The 16,195-nt window shown below is 68.9% G+C and carries 6 protein-coding genes; all 6 read left to right on the top strand.

Annotated features, from left to right (window positions below; all coding sequences use genetic code 11):
* Positions 1-105: 105 nt before the first annotated feature.
* The 6 genes from ACQVLG_RS06970 (at position 106) to ACQVLG_RS06945 (ending at position 16,177) form a co-directional block, all read left to right on the top strand.
* Positions 106-522 (top strand): FecR family protein, encoded by a 417-nt coding sequence (locus ACQVLG_RS06970; protein WP_474295920.1) that lies wholly within the window; start codon positions 106-108, stop codon positions 520-522.
* 206 nt (positions 523-728) lie between these two features.
* Complete coding sequence (locus ACQVLG_RS06965; RefSeq protein WP_474293600.1) at positions 729-6,536, top strand: two-partner secretion domain-containing protein; 5,808 nt, start codon at positions 729-731, stop codon at positions 6,534-6,536.
* Between the two features lie 1,903 nt (positions 6,537-8,439).
* Positions 8,440-12,846, top strand: a complete 4,407-nt coding sequence (locus ACQVLG_RS06960) for a hypothetical protein (RefSeq protein WP_474293598.1) — start codon at positions 8,440-8,442, stop codon at positions 12,844-12,846.
* A 119-nt stretch (positions 12,847-12,965) separates the two neighbouring features.
* On the top strand, positions 12,966-14,393 hold the full coding sequence (locus tag ACQVLG_RS06955) for a filamentous hemagglutinin family protein (protein WP_474293597.1): 1,428 nt from the start codon (positions 12,966-12,968) through the stop codon (positions 14,391-14,393).
* 147 nt (positions 14,394-14,540) lie between these two features.
* Entirely contained in the window at positions 14,541-15,437 is an 897-nt protein-coding gene (locus ACQVLG_RS06950) for a POTRA domain-containing protein (RefSeq protein ID WP_474293595.1), read from the top strand.
* Positions 15,434-16,177 (top strand): ShlB/FhaC/HecB family hemolysin secretion/activation protein, encoded by a 744-nt coding sequence (locus tag ACQVLG_RS06945; protein WP_474293593.1) that lies wholly within the window; start codon positions 15,434-15,436, stop codon positions 16,175-16,177. Before ACQVLG_RS06950 ends, ACQVLG_RS06945 begins: the two co-directional genes overlap by 4 nt.
* Positions 16,178-16,195: the final 18 nt, after the last annotated feature.

The following is a 16,195-nucleotide window of genomic DNA, read 5'->3' as shown; positions in this document are numbered from 1 at the left end:
AGGACGGCGCCGCGTCGCTGGTGCTGCTGGCGGGCGAGGCGGAATTCCAGGCCGGCTTGCGCGGCGCGGCGCGCGCGCGTGCGCGTGCAGGCGGGCGATGGCAGCGTGTCGGCCGGCAGCGCGCGCTTCAATATCCGCCTGTTTGGCCAGGAAGTGTGCGTGACGTGCCTGGCGGGCCGCTTGCGCGTGGCGCAGGCCGGCAACGATGCGGAGCTGGCGGCCGGCCAGCAGCTGAGCTACCGGCCCGAGCATTTCGGCATCGCCCGCGCGGTGGCAAAAAGCGACGTCAGCGCCTGGCGCCACCGGCTGCTGGTGTTCAAGCAAAGCACTTTGGCCGAGGTGGTGGACGAGGTGAACCGCTACCGCCCCGGCAAGCTGATCCTCAATGGCGACGCCTTGAAACAGACGCGCGTGCAAGCGAGCTTTTCGCTCGACCGCCTCGATGACGTGATCGCCCTGATCCAGGACGCGTACGGCGCGCGCGTGACGCGGCTGCCGGGCGGCATCGTGCTGTTTGGCTGACAGCGAATTATGACATTTTCATGACCTTTTGCAGTCCCGGACCTTGTTCCCTGTCAATGCTGCTGGAAGCCGCGAATCAGTGCTTGCCGCCCGCCCTCGTGCGTGGTGCGCGCCGCCTCGCGATATCGGTCAGCAACGGAACATGAAAAGGGAATGTCGCCATGCAGCGAAGCAAGTCGGTCACGAAACACGCATCCTCCTCCGCCATGGCGGGCAACCGGAGCGGTCGCCCGGTGCAATTGAAACCGCTGGCGCTGGCCATCGCCATGCTGCTGCAGGCGGGTGGCGCGCAGGCGCAGCAGCCGTTCAGCGGCGCCTGGTTTGCGGGCAAGGGCGCCAACCAGGGTGCTGCCGCCAGTTCGGGACGCTTGCCGAATGGCCAGCCGATCATCGCGACGGACAATAAGCAGGCGCAGCAGCAAAAAGCCAATGCGCAGCTGCAAAGTTCGCTGAACAATCTGCAACTGGCCGCGCGCGCCATCGCCGTGCAGCAGGCGGCCCAGCAGGCGGCGCGCCAGGCGGCCATCGCCGCCGGCTCGAAGGTACCGGAAGGCCTGGCCGAAGGCGGCTTGAAAGTCGACAGCAACAGCCTGACGGCCGGCTGGTTCAATGCGAATGGCCCCACGCAGGCGCAGGCCGACGGCAAGACCGTGGTCACCGTCAAGCAGACGGCCGACAAGGCGATCCTGAACTGGGAAACGTTCAATATCGGCCAGAATACCACCCTGCAATTTGACCAGTTGGCGAACTGGTCCGTACTCAACCGCGTCAACGATCCGCTGGCCCGTCCCAGCCAGGTGCGTGGCCAGATCAAGGCCGACGGCACGGTGATGCTGGTCAACCGCAACGGCATCGTGTTTACGGGCAGCAGCCAGGTCGACACGCGCAGCCTGGTGGCCGCCGCCGTGGGCATGAGCGACAGTCAATTCCGCAAGGGCATCTACAGCGAAACGCAGGGCTCGGGCTTCAAGCCCACGCTGGCCAATGACCTGGTGCTCAACGGCAGCGTGGTCACGCACGCCAACGCCACGGCCGACGTGGTGGTGCAGGCCGGCGCGCAGATCGGCACGCGCAAGCCGCAGACGGTGACGGAAGGCGGCGGCTACGTGCTGCTGGCCGGCCGCGAAGTGCATAACGGCGGCAGCCTGTCGGCGCCGAACGGGCAAGTCACGCTGGCCGCCGGCGACAGCTTCGTCATCCGCAAGGGGCTGGGGACGGACGCCAACCAGACTTCTAGCACCCGCGGCAACGAGGTCGACGTCAAGTTCAACGCGCAAAGCGGCGCCGGCAAGGTGACGAATGCGGGTCTGGTGCAGGCGCTGACCGGCGACGTCACCCTGACGGGCCGCGACGTGAAGCAGGCCGGCGTGTTGCTCAGCAGCACCAGCGTGACGACACGCGGCACCGTGCACCTGAAGGCCGACGGCAGCGAAGGCCTGGTCACCCTGGCCCCTGACAGCCTCACCACGGTGCTGCTTGACGACAGCGGCGCCACCGCGCTGGACGTGCAGCGCGACGCGCTCATCAAGGATTCGGCGCTGCCCAGCGACGGCGCCTACAACCGCCGCGACCTGTCGCTGATCCAGATTGCCTCCGGCCGTGACATCGCTTTCGATACCGGTTCGCTGACCCTGGCCACCGGCGGCCAGGTGAATGCGCTGGCCACGCGCCGCACGCAAGTGGCGCGCGGCGCCAGCATCGACGTCTCCGGCGCCGTCGGCGTGAACGTGGCGATGGCTTCGAACAATGTGCTGATCAATGCGCAGGGCAACGAGCAGCGCGACGCACCGGGCAACCGCGACAGCAAGGCCCTCAACAGCACCGACCTGTGGGTCGACCGGCGCGACCTGGTGCGGGTCGCGGCCGGCACCAACGGTTATCCGACCGACCGCTGGTACACGGGCGGCGGCTTGCTCGAAGTGAGCGGCTATCTGAACACCAGCGGCCACGGCATCGGCGAATGGGCGGCGCAGGGCGGCACGGTGGCCTTCCAGGGCGGCGAACTGGTGACCCAGGCCGGCTCTAAGCTCAACGTGTCCGGCGGCACTTTCGACGTCCAGACGGGCATGATTCGCCAGAGCTGGCTCAGCGGCAAGGATGGCCAGCTGTACAGGCTGTCGACGGCGCCCGGCGACGTGCTGTATACGGGCGTCTACCAAGGCTACGCCGCGCACCACCAGCGCTGGGGCGCGGAAACGACGGAAAATTTCGCCAATCCCCTGATCGGCGCCCAGCAACGGCTGGAAAACGGCTATACCGTGGGCCGCGATGCGGGCCGCGTAGTGGTGGGAACCACATCGGCCGTGCTCGAAGGCGCGATCGAATCGAGCGTATTCCAGGGCGAGCGTCAGCAGGATGCGCGCGACGCCACCCTCGACGGCTATCGCCAGTCGCAACTGGCCGCCGCCCGCAGCGGCCAGCTGGTGCTGGGCCAGCTGGCGCCCGTGTATGACGCCGCCAGCGCGCAGCTGCGCGACAATCCCGCGGCGCTGCTGCAGGCCATCCATATCGGCGCCGGCGGCGCCAGCGCCGGCGATCTCCTGCGCGAAGACGCGCTGCCCGAGAATCTGGTCGGCAAGACCTACCTGGACGCCGGCTGGCTCAACGCACAACACCTGGGCGGCATCAAGGCCTACGCCGGCAGCGCCATCGAGGTCGATGCGGCGGTGCAGGTCACGCCGGGCGGCGAAATCGCGCTGCATGCGCCCCAGGTCAAGGTCAACGCCGGGCTGACGGCGCGCGGCGGCAGCATTGCGCTGGGCGACATCGTCAGCAAGCCGACCACCGGCACCGCCGCCTGGCTCGATACGCCGGTCGCCACGCCGGCGGCCGGAGCGAAGGTGGGCATCGAGGTGACGGCCGGCGTGACGCTCGACACGCGCGGCCTGTGGAGCCAGCTCAAGCTGGATCCGGGCAACACGTCCGGCTTGCCCTATGTCAACGGCGGCGCGGTGGCGCTGGTCAGCAGCGGTACCGTCAACCTGGCGGCCGGCAGCGTGATCGACACGTCCTCGGGCGCGGCCGTGCTGGCCGATGGCAAACTGAAGGGCGGACGCGGCGGCGACATCAGCTTGCGCTCGAATCAGAACGATCCCAACGGCGTCAAGTCGGAGACGCTGGTGCTCGATGGCGAACTGCGTGGCTACGGCGTCAACGGCGGCGGCACGCTGACCATCGACAGCGGTACCGGCGTGGCGCTGGGCGGCGGCGTGCTGGCCGGCAATGGCGTGTTGCTTGCAGGCCAGTCCGTCCCTGTGCACCTGACCTTGGCGGAAGCCTTCACCATCAAGGCCGGCACCGTGCTCGATGCCGACTTCAGCTATGTGAGTACCCTGGTCCCTGCCGGCCAGCCCTTGCTGGACTTGCCGGATTTCAGCGCGGCGCGCCCCTACACCCTGCCGGTCGCCTGGGTGGTGCCGCCCGCCTCGATCAGCTATGAATTCATCTTCATCACCGACAGCAAAGGCATCGTCTACACCAGCGGCATGACCGTGCCGGCCGGCGTCACGCTCACGGGCGCGCGCGGCAAGCTCGGTTCCGGCTACCTGGTGCCGGCCAACGCCTTCCCGAACGGCATGCCGGTGCCCGCTTTCAACGCCAGGGTGGCCGCCGGTACCGCGTTCGCGTTTGATGTGACCTTGCAGGCGGGCGAGCGCTTGCTGGCCGGCAACCGTGCGCCGCAGGACCTGGTGGTCAAGCCGTTGCTGGTGCTGGACAACGAGCTGTTCCAGCGCGGCTTCGCGCACTACAACATCAACGGCCAGCAGGGCGTGCAGGTGGCGCAGGGCGCCACCATCGACGTCAGCATGCCCTTGCTGCGCGCCGACCTGGCGCTGGCGGCGCAATTGCCGACCGGCGCCGATTCCGCCGCCGTCCTGCAACCGTGGCTGGCCCCGCTGTGGCAGGAAAATGCCGCAAAAGGCGTGCTCAAGCAACGCGCCGGCGCCGATATCGCGCTGTCGGCCGGCACCCGCAGCGCCAAGGCGCCGCTGGTGGTGGGCCAGGGCGCCACGCTGCGCGTGGATGACGGCAAGAGCATCAGCCTGACCGGCAATGGCCAGATCACCGTGGAAGGCACGCTGAGCGCGGCCGGCGGCCGCATTTCCGTGTTGCCGGGCATGCTGATCACCGGTGGCGAGATCAACCGTCCAGACGGCAGCGCCAATGCCCAGTCGATCTGGATCGGCGAGCGCGCGGTACTCGACGTGGCCGGACGGGCGGCCACCGCCACCGACGCCCAGGGCGGCGTGTATGGCCATGTGGGCGCCGGCGGCACCATCGAGATCGGCGCCAGGCATAACCTCGACGCCACCCAGGTCGAGGCGGCCGACGCCTTTGTCATCGTGCGCCCCGGCGCGCGCCTGGAAGCGTCCGGCGCCGCCGCCTTGCTCGACTTGCCCGGTCAGGGCAGCGTGCAGGTGGCCAGCGACGGCGGCAGCATCGCGCTGAGCTCCTTCCGCGGCTTGTTGCTTGACGGCACCATGCATGCGGCAGCGGGCGGGACAGGCGCTGCCGGCGGCACGCTGGCGCTCAACCTCGAAGCGCCGAACTACGGCATCGTCGGCAAGCTCGACTTGAAGGGCCTGGGCGTGGAAGACGCGGTGCGCGTGCCGCGCGAGCTGGTGCTGTCGCGCCTGCAGGGCGAAAGCAGCCTGGCCGCCGACCTGCAGGTGGGCGACAGCGATCCTGCGCTGCGCTACGGCGTGGCCCGCCTCGGTGCGGATCGCGTGGCCGCCGGCGGCTTCGACCACCTGGCCTTGCTGTCGAACGGCTTGATCAGTTTTGATGGCAACCTCGACCTGTCGCTGGGGCAGAGCCTGCGCCTGACATCCAGTGCATTGGCCCTGGCCGGGCATGCCGACGGCGCCAGCGCGCAAGTCAAGCTGGCGGCGCCCTACATCCGCCTGGCCGGCACCAGCCGCACCCAGAGCGACGACCACCTGATGCCCAATCCGGTGCGCGGCTCCGGCAACGGCGGCGTCGGCGCCGGCAAGCTGGGCGTGCCCAACGTGGACGACCACGCCAGCCTGACGCTGAATGCCGCGATGATCGACCTCGCCAATGCCGTCAATGTCGGCAGCAACGGCGTGATCGGGCAAAACGCCGCCGCCGACCTGGAAGTCAAGCGCGATGCCTTTGGCGAGCTGGCGCTGCGTTCGAGCGGCGACATCCGCATGCGCACGGCGGCCGCGCTGTACACGCCCGGCAATCTGACCCTGGCGGGCGCGCAAATCTATCCGGTGAGCGGCGCTACCGGCAAGGTGGAGGTGGGCAAACGTAACGTGATCAACGAATTCGGGCAATTGGCGACCGAGTTCGATCCGGCCCGCAGGCTGACCATCGAGCGCAGCGGCGACCCTGCCGCGCCGTTGCCGGCCCTGCCCTACTCGGTGTTCGGTTCGCTTGAACTGAGTGCCGGCATGGTGAACCAGGGGGGCGTGGTGCGCGCGCCGCTGGGCAAAATCACGCTGGGCCAGAATACGAATGGCGCAGTGACCGGCCACACCAATCTGCTGCCTGGCAGCGTGACGTCGGTCAGCGCCAACGGCCTGGTGATGCCGTACGGCGGCTCGCTCGATGGCCTGAGCTACATGATGGACGGCGTCGACGTCGTGTACAAGGGCGTGGGCAATGACCCGGCCGTCGTGCTCACCGGCAAACACGTCGATGTGCGCGCCGGCGCCGTGCTTGACCTGTCAGGCGGCGGCACCCTGACCGGCGCGGCCTTCCTGGCCGGACGCGGCGGCTCGACGGACGCCCGCCTCAACCCGCTGGTGCAGACGTCCGGCAAAGGCAGCTTCGTGCTGCCGGGCCTGGCCACCAATCCCGTCTACGCCATCGTTCCGGGCGCGCAGCCGGGGTATGCGCCCATCGTGGCCGAGAATGGCGCCGGCGATCCGGCGCTGGGGCGCAGATCACCATCGGCGCCGGCGTGCCGGGCCTGGCCGCCGGCACCTATACCTTGCTGCCGTCGAGCTTTGCGCTGCTGCCCGGCGCGTTCCGGGTGGAATTGAACGGCCTGGCCGCCGGCGGCTTGCCCGTCGGGTCGGCCACGGCCATGCGCAACGGCTCGTTTGCCACCGCAGTGCAGCTGGGCACCAGCAATACCGACCGGCGCGCGGCGCTGCCATCGCAGGCGGTATTGACGCCGGCCGACGTGCTGCGCAGCTATTCGCAATACAATGAAACGAGCTACGGCGCATTCGCGCTGGCGCAGGCGGTGCGCGACGGCGTGCCGCGGCCGCTGCTCGAACGCGACGCCAAGGCGCTGCACATTGAACTGGTGCAGTCCAATGCGGGTGCTGGCGGCACGGGCGTGATGCAAGATGCGCTGCGCTTTGCCGGCACGACCAACTACACGCCAGGCAAGGACGGTTTCGGCGGCAGCGCGCTGCTGCTGGGCGGCTCCGGCAAGAACTACGAAATCATCGGCGGCGCCAGCGCGCCCACCGTCGACTTCAAGGGCATGGCGGTGCGGGTCGACGCCCTGAACGCCATCGGCGCCCCGCGCCTGGGCATCGGCGGTTTGCCTACCGTCAACTACAGCAGCACCAACGGCAACCAGCAAGCCAATATCGCCCAGTTCCAGGGCGGCGTCGATAACATCGTGGTGCGCGACGGCGCCGTGCTCAAGGCTGGCGAAGTGTTCCTGGTGACCAATAGCAAGGCAGGCGGCATCGTCATCGAGCAGGGGGGCGGCATCAATACCCTGGGCCGTGGCGCCGCCGCCTGGGATTCGGGCAACGGCTATGTGTATGCGCCGGGCAAGTCCAGCGTGCTGGCCGTGTCGAATGGCCGGCTGGACATGCTGGCGCCCGGCGTGAGTACCGATCCGCGATCCGGACCGGGCCGCATCGACATCGGCGCCTGCGCGGCGGGCGCCGTGTGCAGCGGCAGCACGCCGCTGTATTCGGAAGGCAGCATTGTCGCCGCCACCGACCAGAGCTTCAACCTGCGCGACGCCACCACCTACGGCACGCGCAACCTGGTGCTGGCCGTGGGCGGCATCAATGTGGGCAGCGAAGCGTCGCTGGCCGCCATGGCTGCGCGCGACGCGTTGCCGGCCGGACTGACCCTGAACCAGGGCATCCTCGACCGCCTGCTGCGCGGCGACGCCAGCGCGGGCGCGCCGGCGCTGGAAAGCCTGGCGCTGACGGCGCGCGACGCCATCAATTTCTATGACAGCGTCGAATTGTCGACCATCAACGCGAGCACGGGAAAATCGTCGCTGGAACGGCTGGTGATCGGCACCCCGGCGATCTACGGCGCCGGCGGCAGCGACGCCGTGGCGCGCATCAAGACCGATGTGCTGGTATGGAACGGCGCCACGACGGCGCCCGGCCTGGTCGCCAGCGGCGGTGCCGGCGGCGGCAGCGGACGCCTGCAGGTCGACGCCCGCCAGGTCGAGTTCGGCTATGGTCCGAACAGCCGGCCCGACACCATTCACGGCATGGACCGCCTGATCCTCGGCTTTGCCGATGTCGCCATCAATGCCAGCGAGCGCATCACCGCCAACCATACGGGTTCGCTGTCGGTGTACCAGTCGCAAAGCGGCTGGGATACGGCCAGCAAGGGCTATCTGCGCAGCGGCGGCAACCTGGCGCTGAACACGGCGCTGCTCACGGGCGCCGCCGGCTCCGTCAACAAGATCAAGGCGGGCGGCGACATCCATGTCGCCAGGCCGTCCGGCGCGGCCGCCACCGCCCCGGATGCGGCCGCGCTGGCCGGCGCACTGGGCGCCGAAGTGGCGCTGGACGGGCGCAGCGTGACGCTCGACACGGCCGTGCTGTTGCCAAGCGGCAAGCTCAGCGTGTCTGCTGAGCAAGACGTGGTGCTGGGCGACGGTGCCCGGCTCGACCTGGCCGGCCGCAAGATCGATTTCAACGGCGTGCCCAAGTACAGCTGGGGGGCGGCGACGTGGTGCTCGACAGCCGCCACGGCGACGTGCGCCAGGCGGCCGCGTCCAGCATCGATTTCTCGGCTGTCTCCAACCGCGCCGGCAAGCTCACCGCCACCGCGCTGGACGCGCAGGCGGGCAGCGTGGCGTTGCTGGGCAGCATCACCGGCGGCAGCAGCGGCCACTACGACGCGGGCGGCACCGACGTGCCGTTCGCGGCGGGCGGCCTCGACGTGCGCGGCCAGCATATCGAGGATTTCAAGGGCTTGAACCAGCGCCTGAGCAAGGGCGGCGTGTTCGGCAGCCGCAGCTTCCAGCTCAAGCAGGGCGACCTGGTGCTGGAGAATGAATTGAAGGCGCGCGAAATCACGGTTTCGGTGGATGGCGGCCGTCTGGCCGTCAACGGCACCGTCGACGCCAGCGGCGAGCAGGTGGGCAGCATCCGCCTGGCCGCGCGCGACGGCGTCAGCGTGGCCGGCAGCGCGCTGCTCGACGCCCACGGCAGCGTGCTGCGGGTCGACAGCTACGGCCAGGTGATCGAGGCGCCCAACCGCGCCGTGATCGACATCGATGCCGGCAGCGGCCGCCTGGTGCTCGATACCGGCGCGCGCATGGACTTGCGCGCCGGCACGGCCGGCAAGGCCGAGCGCATCGCCTCGCTGGGCACGCTGGAACTGAACGCCCGGCGCCTCGGCGGCGCCACCGGCAACGACGTCGCCATCGATGCGGCCGGTCCGCTGGCCATCGACGGCGCCCGCGCCATCACGGTCAACGGTTTCTGGTCGTACACGGACGCCCGCCCGGGCACGGAAACGACGGCGGACGGCCGCCCTTACCAGGTCATCGACCAGGCTTACCTGGACCGCAAGCACGACGATAGCGTGGCTTTCATGACGGGCGCCCTGGCGAATGACGGGCTGATGAACGGCCGCCTGTCCGGCCTGCGCAACTACCGGGACGCCTTCCACCTGCGTCCGGGCGTGGCCATCCTCAGCGCCACGCCGGACGGCGACCTGCATGTCGATGGCGACATCGACCTGTCGGGCCACCGCTACGCCAGCGTCAATCCGCACACGCAGAAGACCGGCGTGGCCGGCTCCGGCGAAGCGGGCGCGCTGGTGCTGCGCGCCGGCGGCAACCTGAACGTCTTCGGCAGCATCAATGACGGCTTCGATGGCAAGGCCTTGCCGGTCACGCCGGACGACAAGGGCTGGATGCTGGCCAAGGGCCGGGTGCCGTTCGGCGCCGACGTCATCGTGCCGCATGGCCAGCTGGTCACGCTGGCCGACGACACCTTCTTCCAGTCCGGCCGCACCCTGAACTACGACCTGCCGATGAAACCGATGAGCTTGCGGGCGGGCACGGCGCTGCCGTCGCAAGCCACCCTGACTGCCGCCGTGGAATTGCCGGCCGGCACGGTGCTGGGCGGCGCCGTGCGCAATGCCGCCGGCGATATCGTGTATGCGGCGGGCACCGTGCTGGCGAAGGCCGTCACGCTGGGCAGCGGCACGCGGCTCGATGCCGGCACCCGCTTGCCCGTGGGAATGTCCGTGGCGGCCATGACCTGGCCCGGCGGCGTACCGCTGCCGTACCCGGTGGGCGCGGTCAGGGACACGCCGAGCCCCGACTACGATGGCGATGGCACCCCCGATACGCCTGCCAATGGCGTGGCGCTGGCCGGCGAACTGCAGCTGCGCAAGGGCGCGCTGGTGCCGAGCGAAACCTGGGTGCGGCTGCCTGGCGGCGCCGATTCGGTGGCCCTGCGTCCGGCCGATGCCGACGGCAACCAGGGCCGCAACTGGGCGCTGGCGCCGATGCTGGCCAGCGGTTCGCAGTCGTGGTCGATGCGCCTGGTGGCCGGTGCCGATATGCAGGCGGCCGATAGCCGCGCGCTGCGCCCCATGGGCGACAACCGCAGTCTGCTGCTGGCCGACCACCACTACGGCGCGGTCCTGGGGCTCAGTCTGCCGAAGGTGGCGGCGCCGCCGATCGACGGCGTGGCGGGCAATTTCTACTGGATGGGCAACTCGGAGATGTTCGGCTATCCTCCCGGCACGCTGGTTAATCTCGCCGAATTTACTAGCGTGGAAGCCTTGCTGGAATACAACAATTTCGGCCCGGATGTGGGCGATCTGGTGACCTGGCTGCCCGAAGGCGCCAGTTTCCCGATGGTAGCCCTGCCTGCGCGGCAACAGCTGTTCAGCGTGCTGCGCACGGGCACGGGCGACCTCGACCTCCTTGCCGGCGGCAACTTCAGCCAGAATTCGCCGTACGGCGTGTACACGGCCGGTACCCAGGCGGCCAACGTGGCGGCGGCTTACCGGCTGCCGCGCGCGGCCGATCGCAAGGGCTCCATCCTCGGCCCCGATGGCGACGCCTTCAAGCCCTACGTCGACGGTGGCGCGCAAAGCCTGTACCAGGCCTGGTATCCCGAGCATGGCGGCAACGTGCTGGTGCGCGCGCAGGGCGACGTCACCGGCGACCTGGTGGGTGGCGGCTACACCACGGAGCGTCGTCCCGACGATGTGGGCTATTTGCGTCCGCAGCAGGACAGCAGCGCCGTCGGCACCTGGCTGTGGCGCCAGGGCACCGGCAGCGCGGTCGCCCAGGGCGATGGCGTGCCCACCGCCTGGTGGATCAACTTTGGCAGTTATGTCGCTGGCGGTCTTGGCACGAACTTCCTGTACGAGACCCAGCCCGTGATGACCGGCTTTACCGGCATCGGCACCCTGGGCGGCGGCAACCTGGTACTCGAGGCGGGCAGGGCCGCCGGTATGTTGTCGCCGCGTACCGATCCAGGCGCGAAATTCGTCTCGCGCAGCCAGGGCCTGAACCTGGCGGTGGCCAGCACCGGCCGGGTATCGGCCGACGGTTCCGTGCTTACGCTCACCGGCGGCGGCGATCTCGACGTGCGCATTGGCGGCGGCCTCAATCCGGTGGCCGAGGTGCGCTCGTTTGCCGACACGATCGGCGAGATCACGCCGGATACCCGTTTTTCCGGCACGCGTGGCGACCTCAATAGCACCTTCGTCAACCTGCGCGGCGCCTTGCGCATGGAGGCGGGATCGGTGGGCGGCATCGAGCTGCGCTTCGACATGGGCGACAGCCAGGAGTCGCGCGCCTATCAGGTCTACACGGCCACCTCGTCCATCGCGGGCGGCGGGCCGGTGGTGGTGCCGGGCGACTCCGGCGTGCGCATCGATGCGCGCGGCGACCTGGTGCTGGGCGGCGTGGGCGACGCCGGCCGCGTCACCCAGATCAACAACGGCACGCCGTTCACCGCGAAGGGCGTGGCGCAGGACGGCGAAGGCTACAGCTGGTTCTCGCTGTGGACGCCGTCGACCGCCATCGACCTGTTCAGCGCGGGCGGCAACCTGACGCCGTCCACGGCCTGGAGCGACGACCGCGCCAGCGGCAATCAGGCTTCCAGCGGCGGGCGTTTCGTGATGCCGTCGCAATTGCGCGCCGTGGCCGCCAGCGGCAGCCTGTATGTCGGCAACTCCGCCCAAGGGGCGAGGGATATGGACACCAGCACCAATGCGCCGGCGCGGCCGGCCACCGGCCTGCTGCTGGCACCATCGCCGGTCAATGCGCATTTCACCCGCCGCACGCCGGGGCAGCTGGAATTGCTGGCCGCCGATTCGATCTACGCCGGCGCCTATACCGTGACGGCGTCGGGCGCCGATCCGACCGCGCTGCCGAGCCCATTCAATCCCGGTTTCGCGGGCGTTTCCGGCACCACCGCGTATGGCGACATGTACACGCATAACGTCAACCAGGAGGCACAGGCGCCCAGCGTGCTGTTCGCGTCGCGCGAAGCGGGCGCTTCACCGCAGCGTTATCCGCTGTTCACGCTGACGCCGCCCACCGCCTCGGGCTACGCGGTGCAAGACCAGCTGCCGGCGCGCTACTACGCGCTGGCAGGCGACATCATCGGCCTGCGCACCGGTTCCATCATCACGCGCGGCGGCGGCAATGCGGCCAGCCACAGTACCTGGTACGAGGGGCGCCGGTCCCGTCGATATCCGTGCCGGCCGCGACATCGTCAACGCCGGCACGGCGCTGGGGCTGGTCGAAGCCACGCCACAGGGATTGCTGGGCTGGACGTCGGAGATAGCGTACGCCAATCCGTCGCTGCCGCTGCGGCCGACGGAAAACTTTGTCGGTTCGGCGCGCGGCAATTTGATACTGCACAACAATCCGGACGAGGTATCGGTCGTGCGTGCCGGCCGCGACATCCGCTATGGCACGTTCTACGTGGGCGGTCCGGGCACGCTGGAAGTGACGGCCGGGCGCGATATCGACATGGCCGACAAGGCCGAGCTGAAGAGTATCGGCGCGGTGACGCATATCACGGCTGGCGACCGCAGCAGCGGCGCCAGCATCGCGGTGGCGGCCGGGGTCGGGGCGCATGGCCCCAACTATGACGCCTTTGCCGCGCGCTATCTCGACGCTGCCAACCTGATCGATCCAGGCAAGCCGCTGGCCGACCAGCCCGGCAAGGCGGTGGCCAACGTATGGCGGCCGCCTGGGCCTGGCAGACTGGTTGCGCGCGGAATTTGGCTACAGCGGCGACGCGGCGGGCGCGCCCGCCTTCCTGGCGGCGCGCCAAGGCGAGCTCGACAAGTCTCTCCAGGCCAGCGCCAGCGGCGGCGCCAGGCGCGACCTGCAGCGCGAATACGGCCTGTCGAGCCAGTTGCACCTGGTCAACTGGCTGGAAACCCGCTACGGCGCCGGACAGCGAAACGGCGCGGGGCTGACCTTCGATGCCGGCAGCATGGACGCGCGCAAATTTTTCGCGGCCTTGCCGGCCGAACAGCAGCGCGTCTTCCTGCGCAACGTGTATTTCGCCGAACTCAAGGCTGGCGGGCGCGAGTACACGGCAGCGGGCGGCGTGCGCGAAGGCAGCTACCTGCGCGGTCGCGAAGCCATCGCCACCTTGTTCCCGAGCAAGGATGCGCAGGGCAAGCCCGTGACCTATGCGGGCGACCTGACCATGTTCAGCGGCGCCACCTACTATCTGGACGGCGCCTCAGGCGGCAGCACCAAGCGGCCGCGCAAGGGCGTCAATTACCTGACGCGTGAGCAGTATGTGCGTTTGGGCGACACCCACGCGCCGGTGTTCGACCTGGCCGATGCCGGCATCCACACCGATTTCGGCGGCAACATCGACATCCTGACGCCGGGCGGACGGACCCTGGTCGGCGTCGATGGCGGCTTCGTGCCGGGCGAAGGCTCGGGCGTGCTGACGCAGGGCGCCGGTGAAATCCAGATCTACGCCCGGGACAGCATCCTGCTGGGCCAGAGCCGCATCTTCACCACGTTCGGCGGCAACATCCTGGCCTGGTCGGCGCAGGGCGACATCAATGCGGGGCGCGGCTCCAAGTCCACCGTGGTGTTTGCGCCGCAGCGCCGGGTCTACGACGACATCGGCATGGTGACCTTGTCGCCGACCACGCCGAACACGGGCGCCGGCATCGCCACCCTGAACCCGATCCCGGAGGTGCCGCCCGGCGACATCGACCTGATCGCCCCGCTGGGCAGCATCGACGCGGGCGAGGCGGGCATCCGCGTCTCGGGCAACGTCAACCTGGCCGCCTTGCAGGTGGTGAATGCGGAAAACATCCAGGTGCAGGGCAAGTCGACGGGCATCCCGACCATCGCTTCGGTGAACGTGGGTGCGCTCAGCAATGCCAGCGCGGCCGCCTCGCAAGCCGTGACGGCGGCGCAGGACGTGCTGCAGCGCGAACGGGCCGCCACGCGCCAGGCGCAGCCGTCGCTGTTCACGGTGAAAGTGTTGGGTTTTGGCAACGAGCAGGCGGACGAAGCCGGTGTTGGCAAGCACACGGGCGGCGAACCGCAGGCGTCCAGCTACCAGCCGGCCGGCGTGGTGCAGGTGCTGGGGGCGGGGCCGTTGACGGCGCCGCAGCTGCAGGCGCTCACGCCGAACGAACGGCGCGGTTTACAGCCTTGAGCGGAGTTTTATGAACATTTGATGACATTCGGCAGTCGTCGCGCGCGGCGGCTGTCTAGGCATCAGTAGATCAGCATTAGCAACAAACAATACGCCGGCCCAGCGCCGCAACACAGGGCAACCGTTTGATTTTAAGGTGAATGGAAGATGCGTGAAATGACAACCAAGGGCAGGGGCGTGCCGCCAGCGGCGCCTGCGACCGCCTTGACGATGCTGTGCCTGGCCATGCTGGCGCTGCCCGGCATGGCGCGCGCGCAGGACGCCGTCCCGGCGGCCGCTCCTGTGGCCGCGCCGGAACGGCAAGTGACGATCGAGGAATACCTGGTGCGCGGCAATACCGTGCTCGATGCGCGTGCCATCGAAGAGGCGGTCACGCCCTTCCTGGGGCCGGGCCGCACTTTGAAGGACGTGGAAGGGGCGCGCGACGCCCTCGTTGCGGCATATCAAGCCCGGGGCTACCAGTCCGTCTACGTGGACTTGCCGGAGCAGCAGGTGGAGCAGGGCGTGGTGGTGCTGCAGGTGAGCGAAACCAAGGTGGGCCGCCTGCGCGTGGTCGGCGCGCAATACAACTCGCCGCTCGATGTGCGCCAGCAAGTGCCGGCCTTGACGGAAGGCAAGGTGCCTGACTTTACCCAGGCGCAAGTGGAACTGACGGCCCTGAACCGCGGTCCCAAGCGCCAGGTGATGCCGCTGGTGAAGCAAGGCAGCCTGCCCGGCACCATGGACGTGGATTTGAAAGTCGACGACAGCAGCCCGTGGCGCGCCAGCGTGGGCTTGAACAACGATTACAGCGCCGATACGAAGAAATTGCGTACCAGCATGTCGATTGGCCACGACAACCTGTGGCAGCTCGGGCATAGCGCCACCATCAGCTTTTTCGGCACGCCGGGCGACCTGAACCAGACCAAGGTGTGGTCCGCCTCGTACGTGGCGCCGATCGGCACGCAGGGCTGGAGCGTGGAAGCGACCGGCTACCAGTCGAACAGCAACGTGGCCAGCACGGGCGGCACCAGCGTGCTGGGCAAGGGCCATGCGCGGGCATGAAAGTCAACTATACGGTGCCCAACAGCGGCATCTGGTGGCACAGCTTTTCCGCCGGCATCGACTTCAAGGATAACCAGGAAGCGCTCAAGCTCAATGGCACGGGCAGCAATATTCCGCTCAAGTACGTGCCCCTGAGCGTGTCGTACAACGGCTTTGCGCAGACGGAGGCGGCAACCTACGGCCTGGGCCTGTCGCTGGTGGCCGGCACGCGCGCTTCATTCGGCTACGGCAGCGACAGCGCCGCCTATGACAACAAGCGCTACAAGGCCTCGCCCAGCTTCCTCGTGCTGAAGGGCGACGCCAATGCCACCTACACCCTGGGCAGCGGCGCGCAGCTGCACGGGCGCATGTCGGGCCAGCTGGCCGATGCGGCACTCGTATCGGGCGAGCAGATGGCCGCCGGCGGCGCCAACTCCGTGCGCGGCTACCTGTCGGCCGAGGCGACGGGCGACTACGGCGTGTCCGGCACCGTCGAATGGCGCACGCCCCAGCTGACGTATTTCAGCCGTCTGGAAAACTGGCGCCTGTATGCGTTTGCCGATGGCGCGCGCCTGCGCCTGCGCGATCCGATGATCGAGCAGAAAGACCTGTTCGGCCTGGCCTCCGTGGGCGTGGGCAGCAGCTTCCAGTTCCTGCGCTACCTGAATGGCCGCATCGACTTTTCGTATCCGCTGCGCGAGGGCCCGCGCACGCACAAACACGTGCGCCGCATCAATTTCAACCTGTCGGCCAGCTACTGACGGGCCAGCTCAACAGCA

It is taken from the genome of Janthinobacterium sp. TPC_1, from assembly GCF_056037845.1.
This window is presented reverse-complemented; position numbering and strand designations above follow the sequence as displayed.

Excerpts from the sequence above, each read along its gene's own strand:
- ACQVLG_RS06965 (WP_474293600.1), top strand. The coding sequence starts at position 729 with ATGGCGGGCAACCGGAGCGGTCGCCCGGTGCAATTGAAACCGCTGGCG.
- ACQVLG_RS06950 (WP_474293595.1), top strand. The coding sequence starts at position 14,541 with ATGCGTGAAATGACAACCAAGGGCAGGGGCGTGCCGCCAGCGGCGCCT.
- ACQVLG_RS06945 (WP_474293593.1), top strand. The coding sequence starts at position 15,434 with ATGAAAGTCAACTATACGGTGCCCAACAGCGGCATCTGGTGGCACAGC.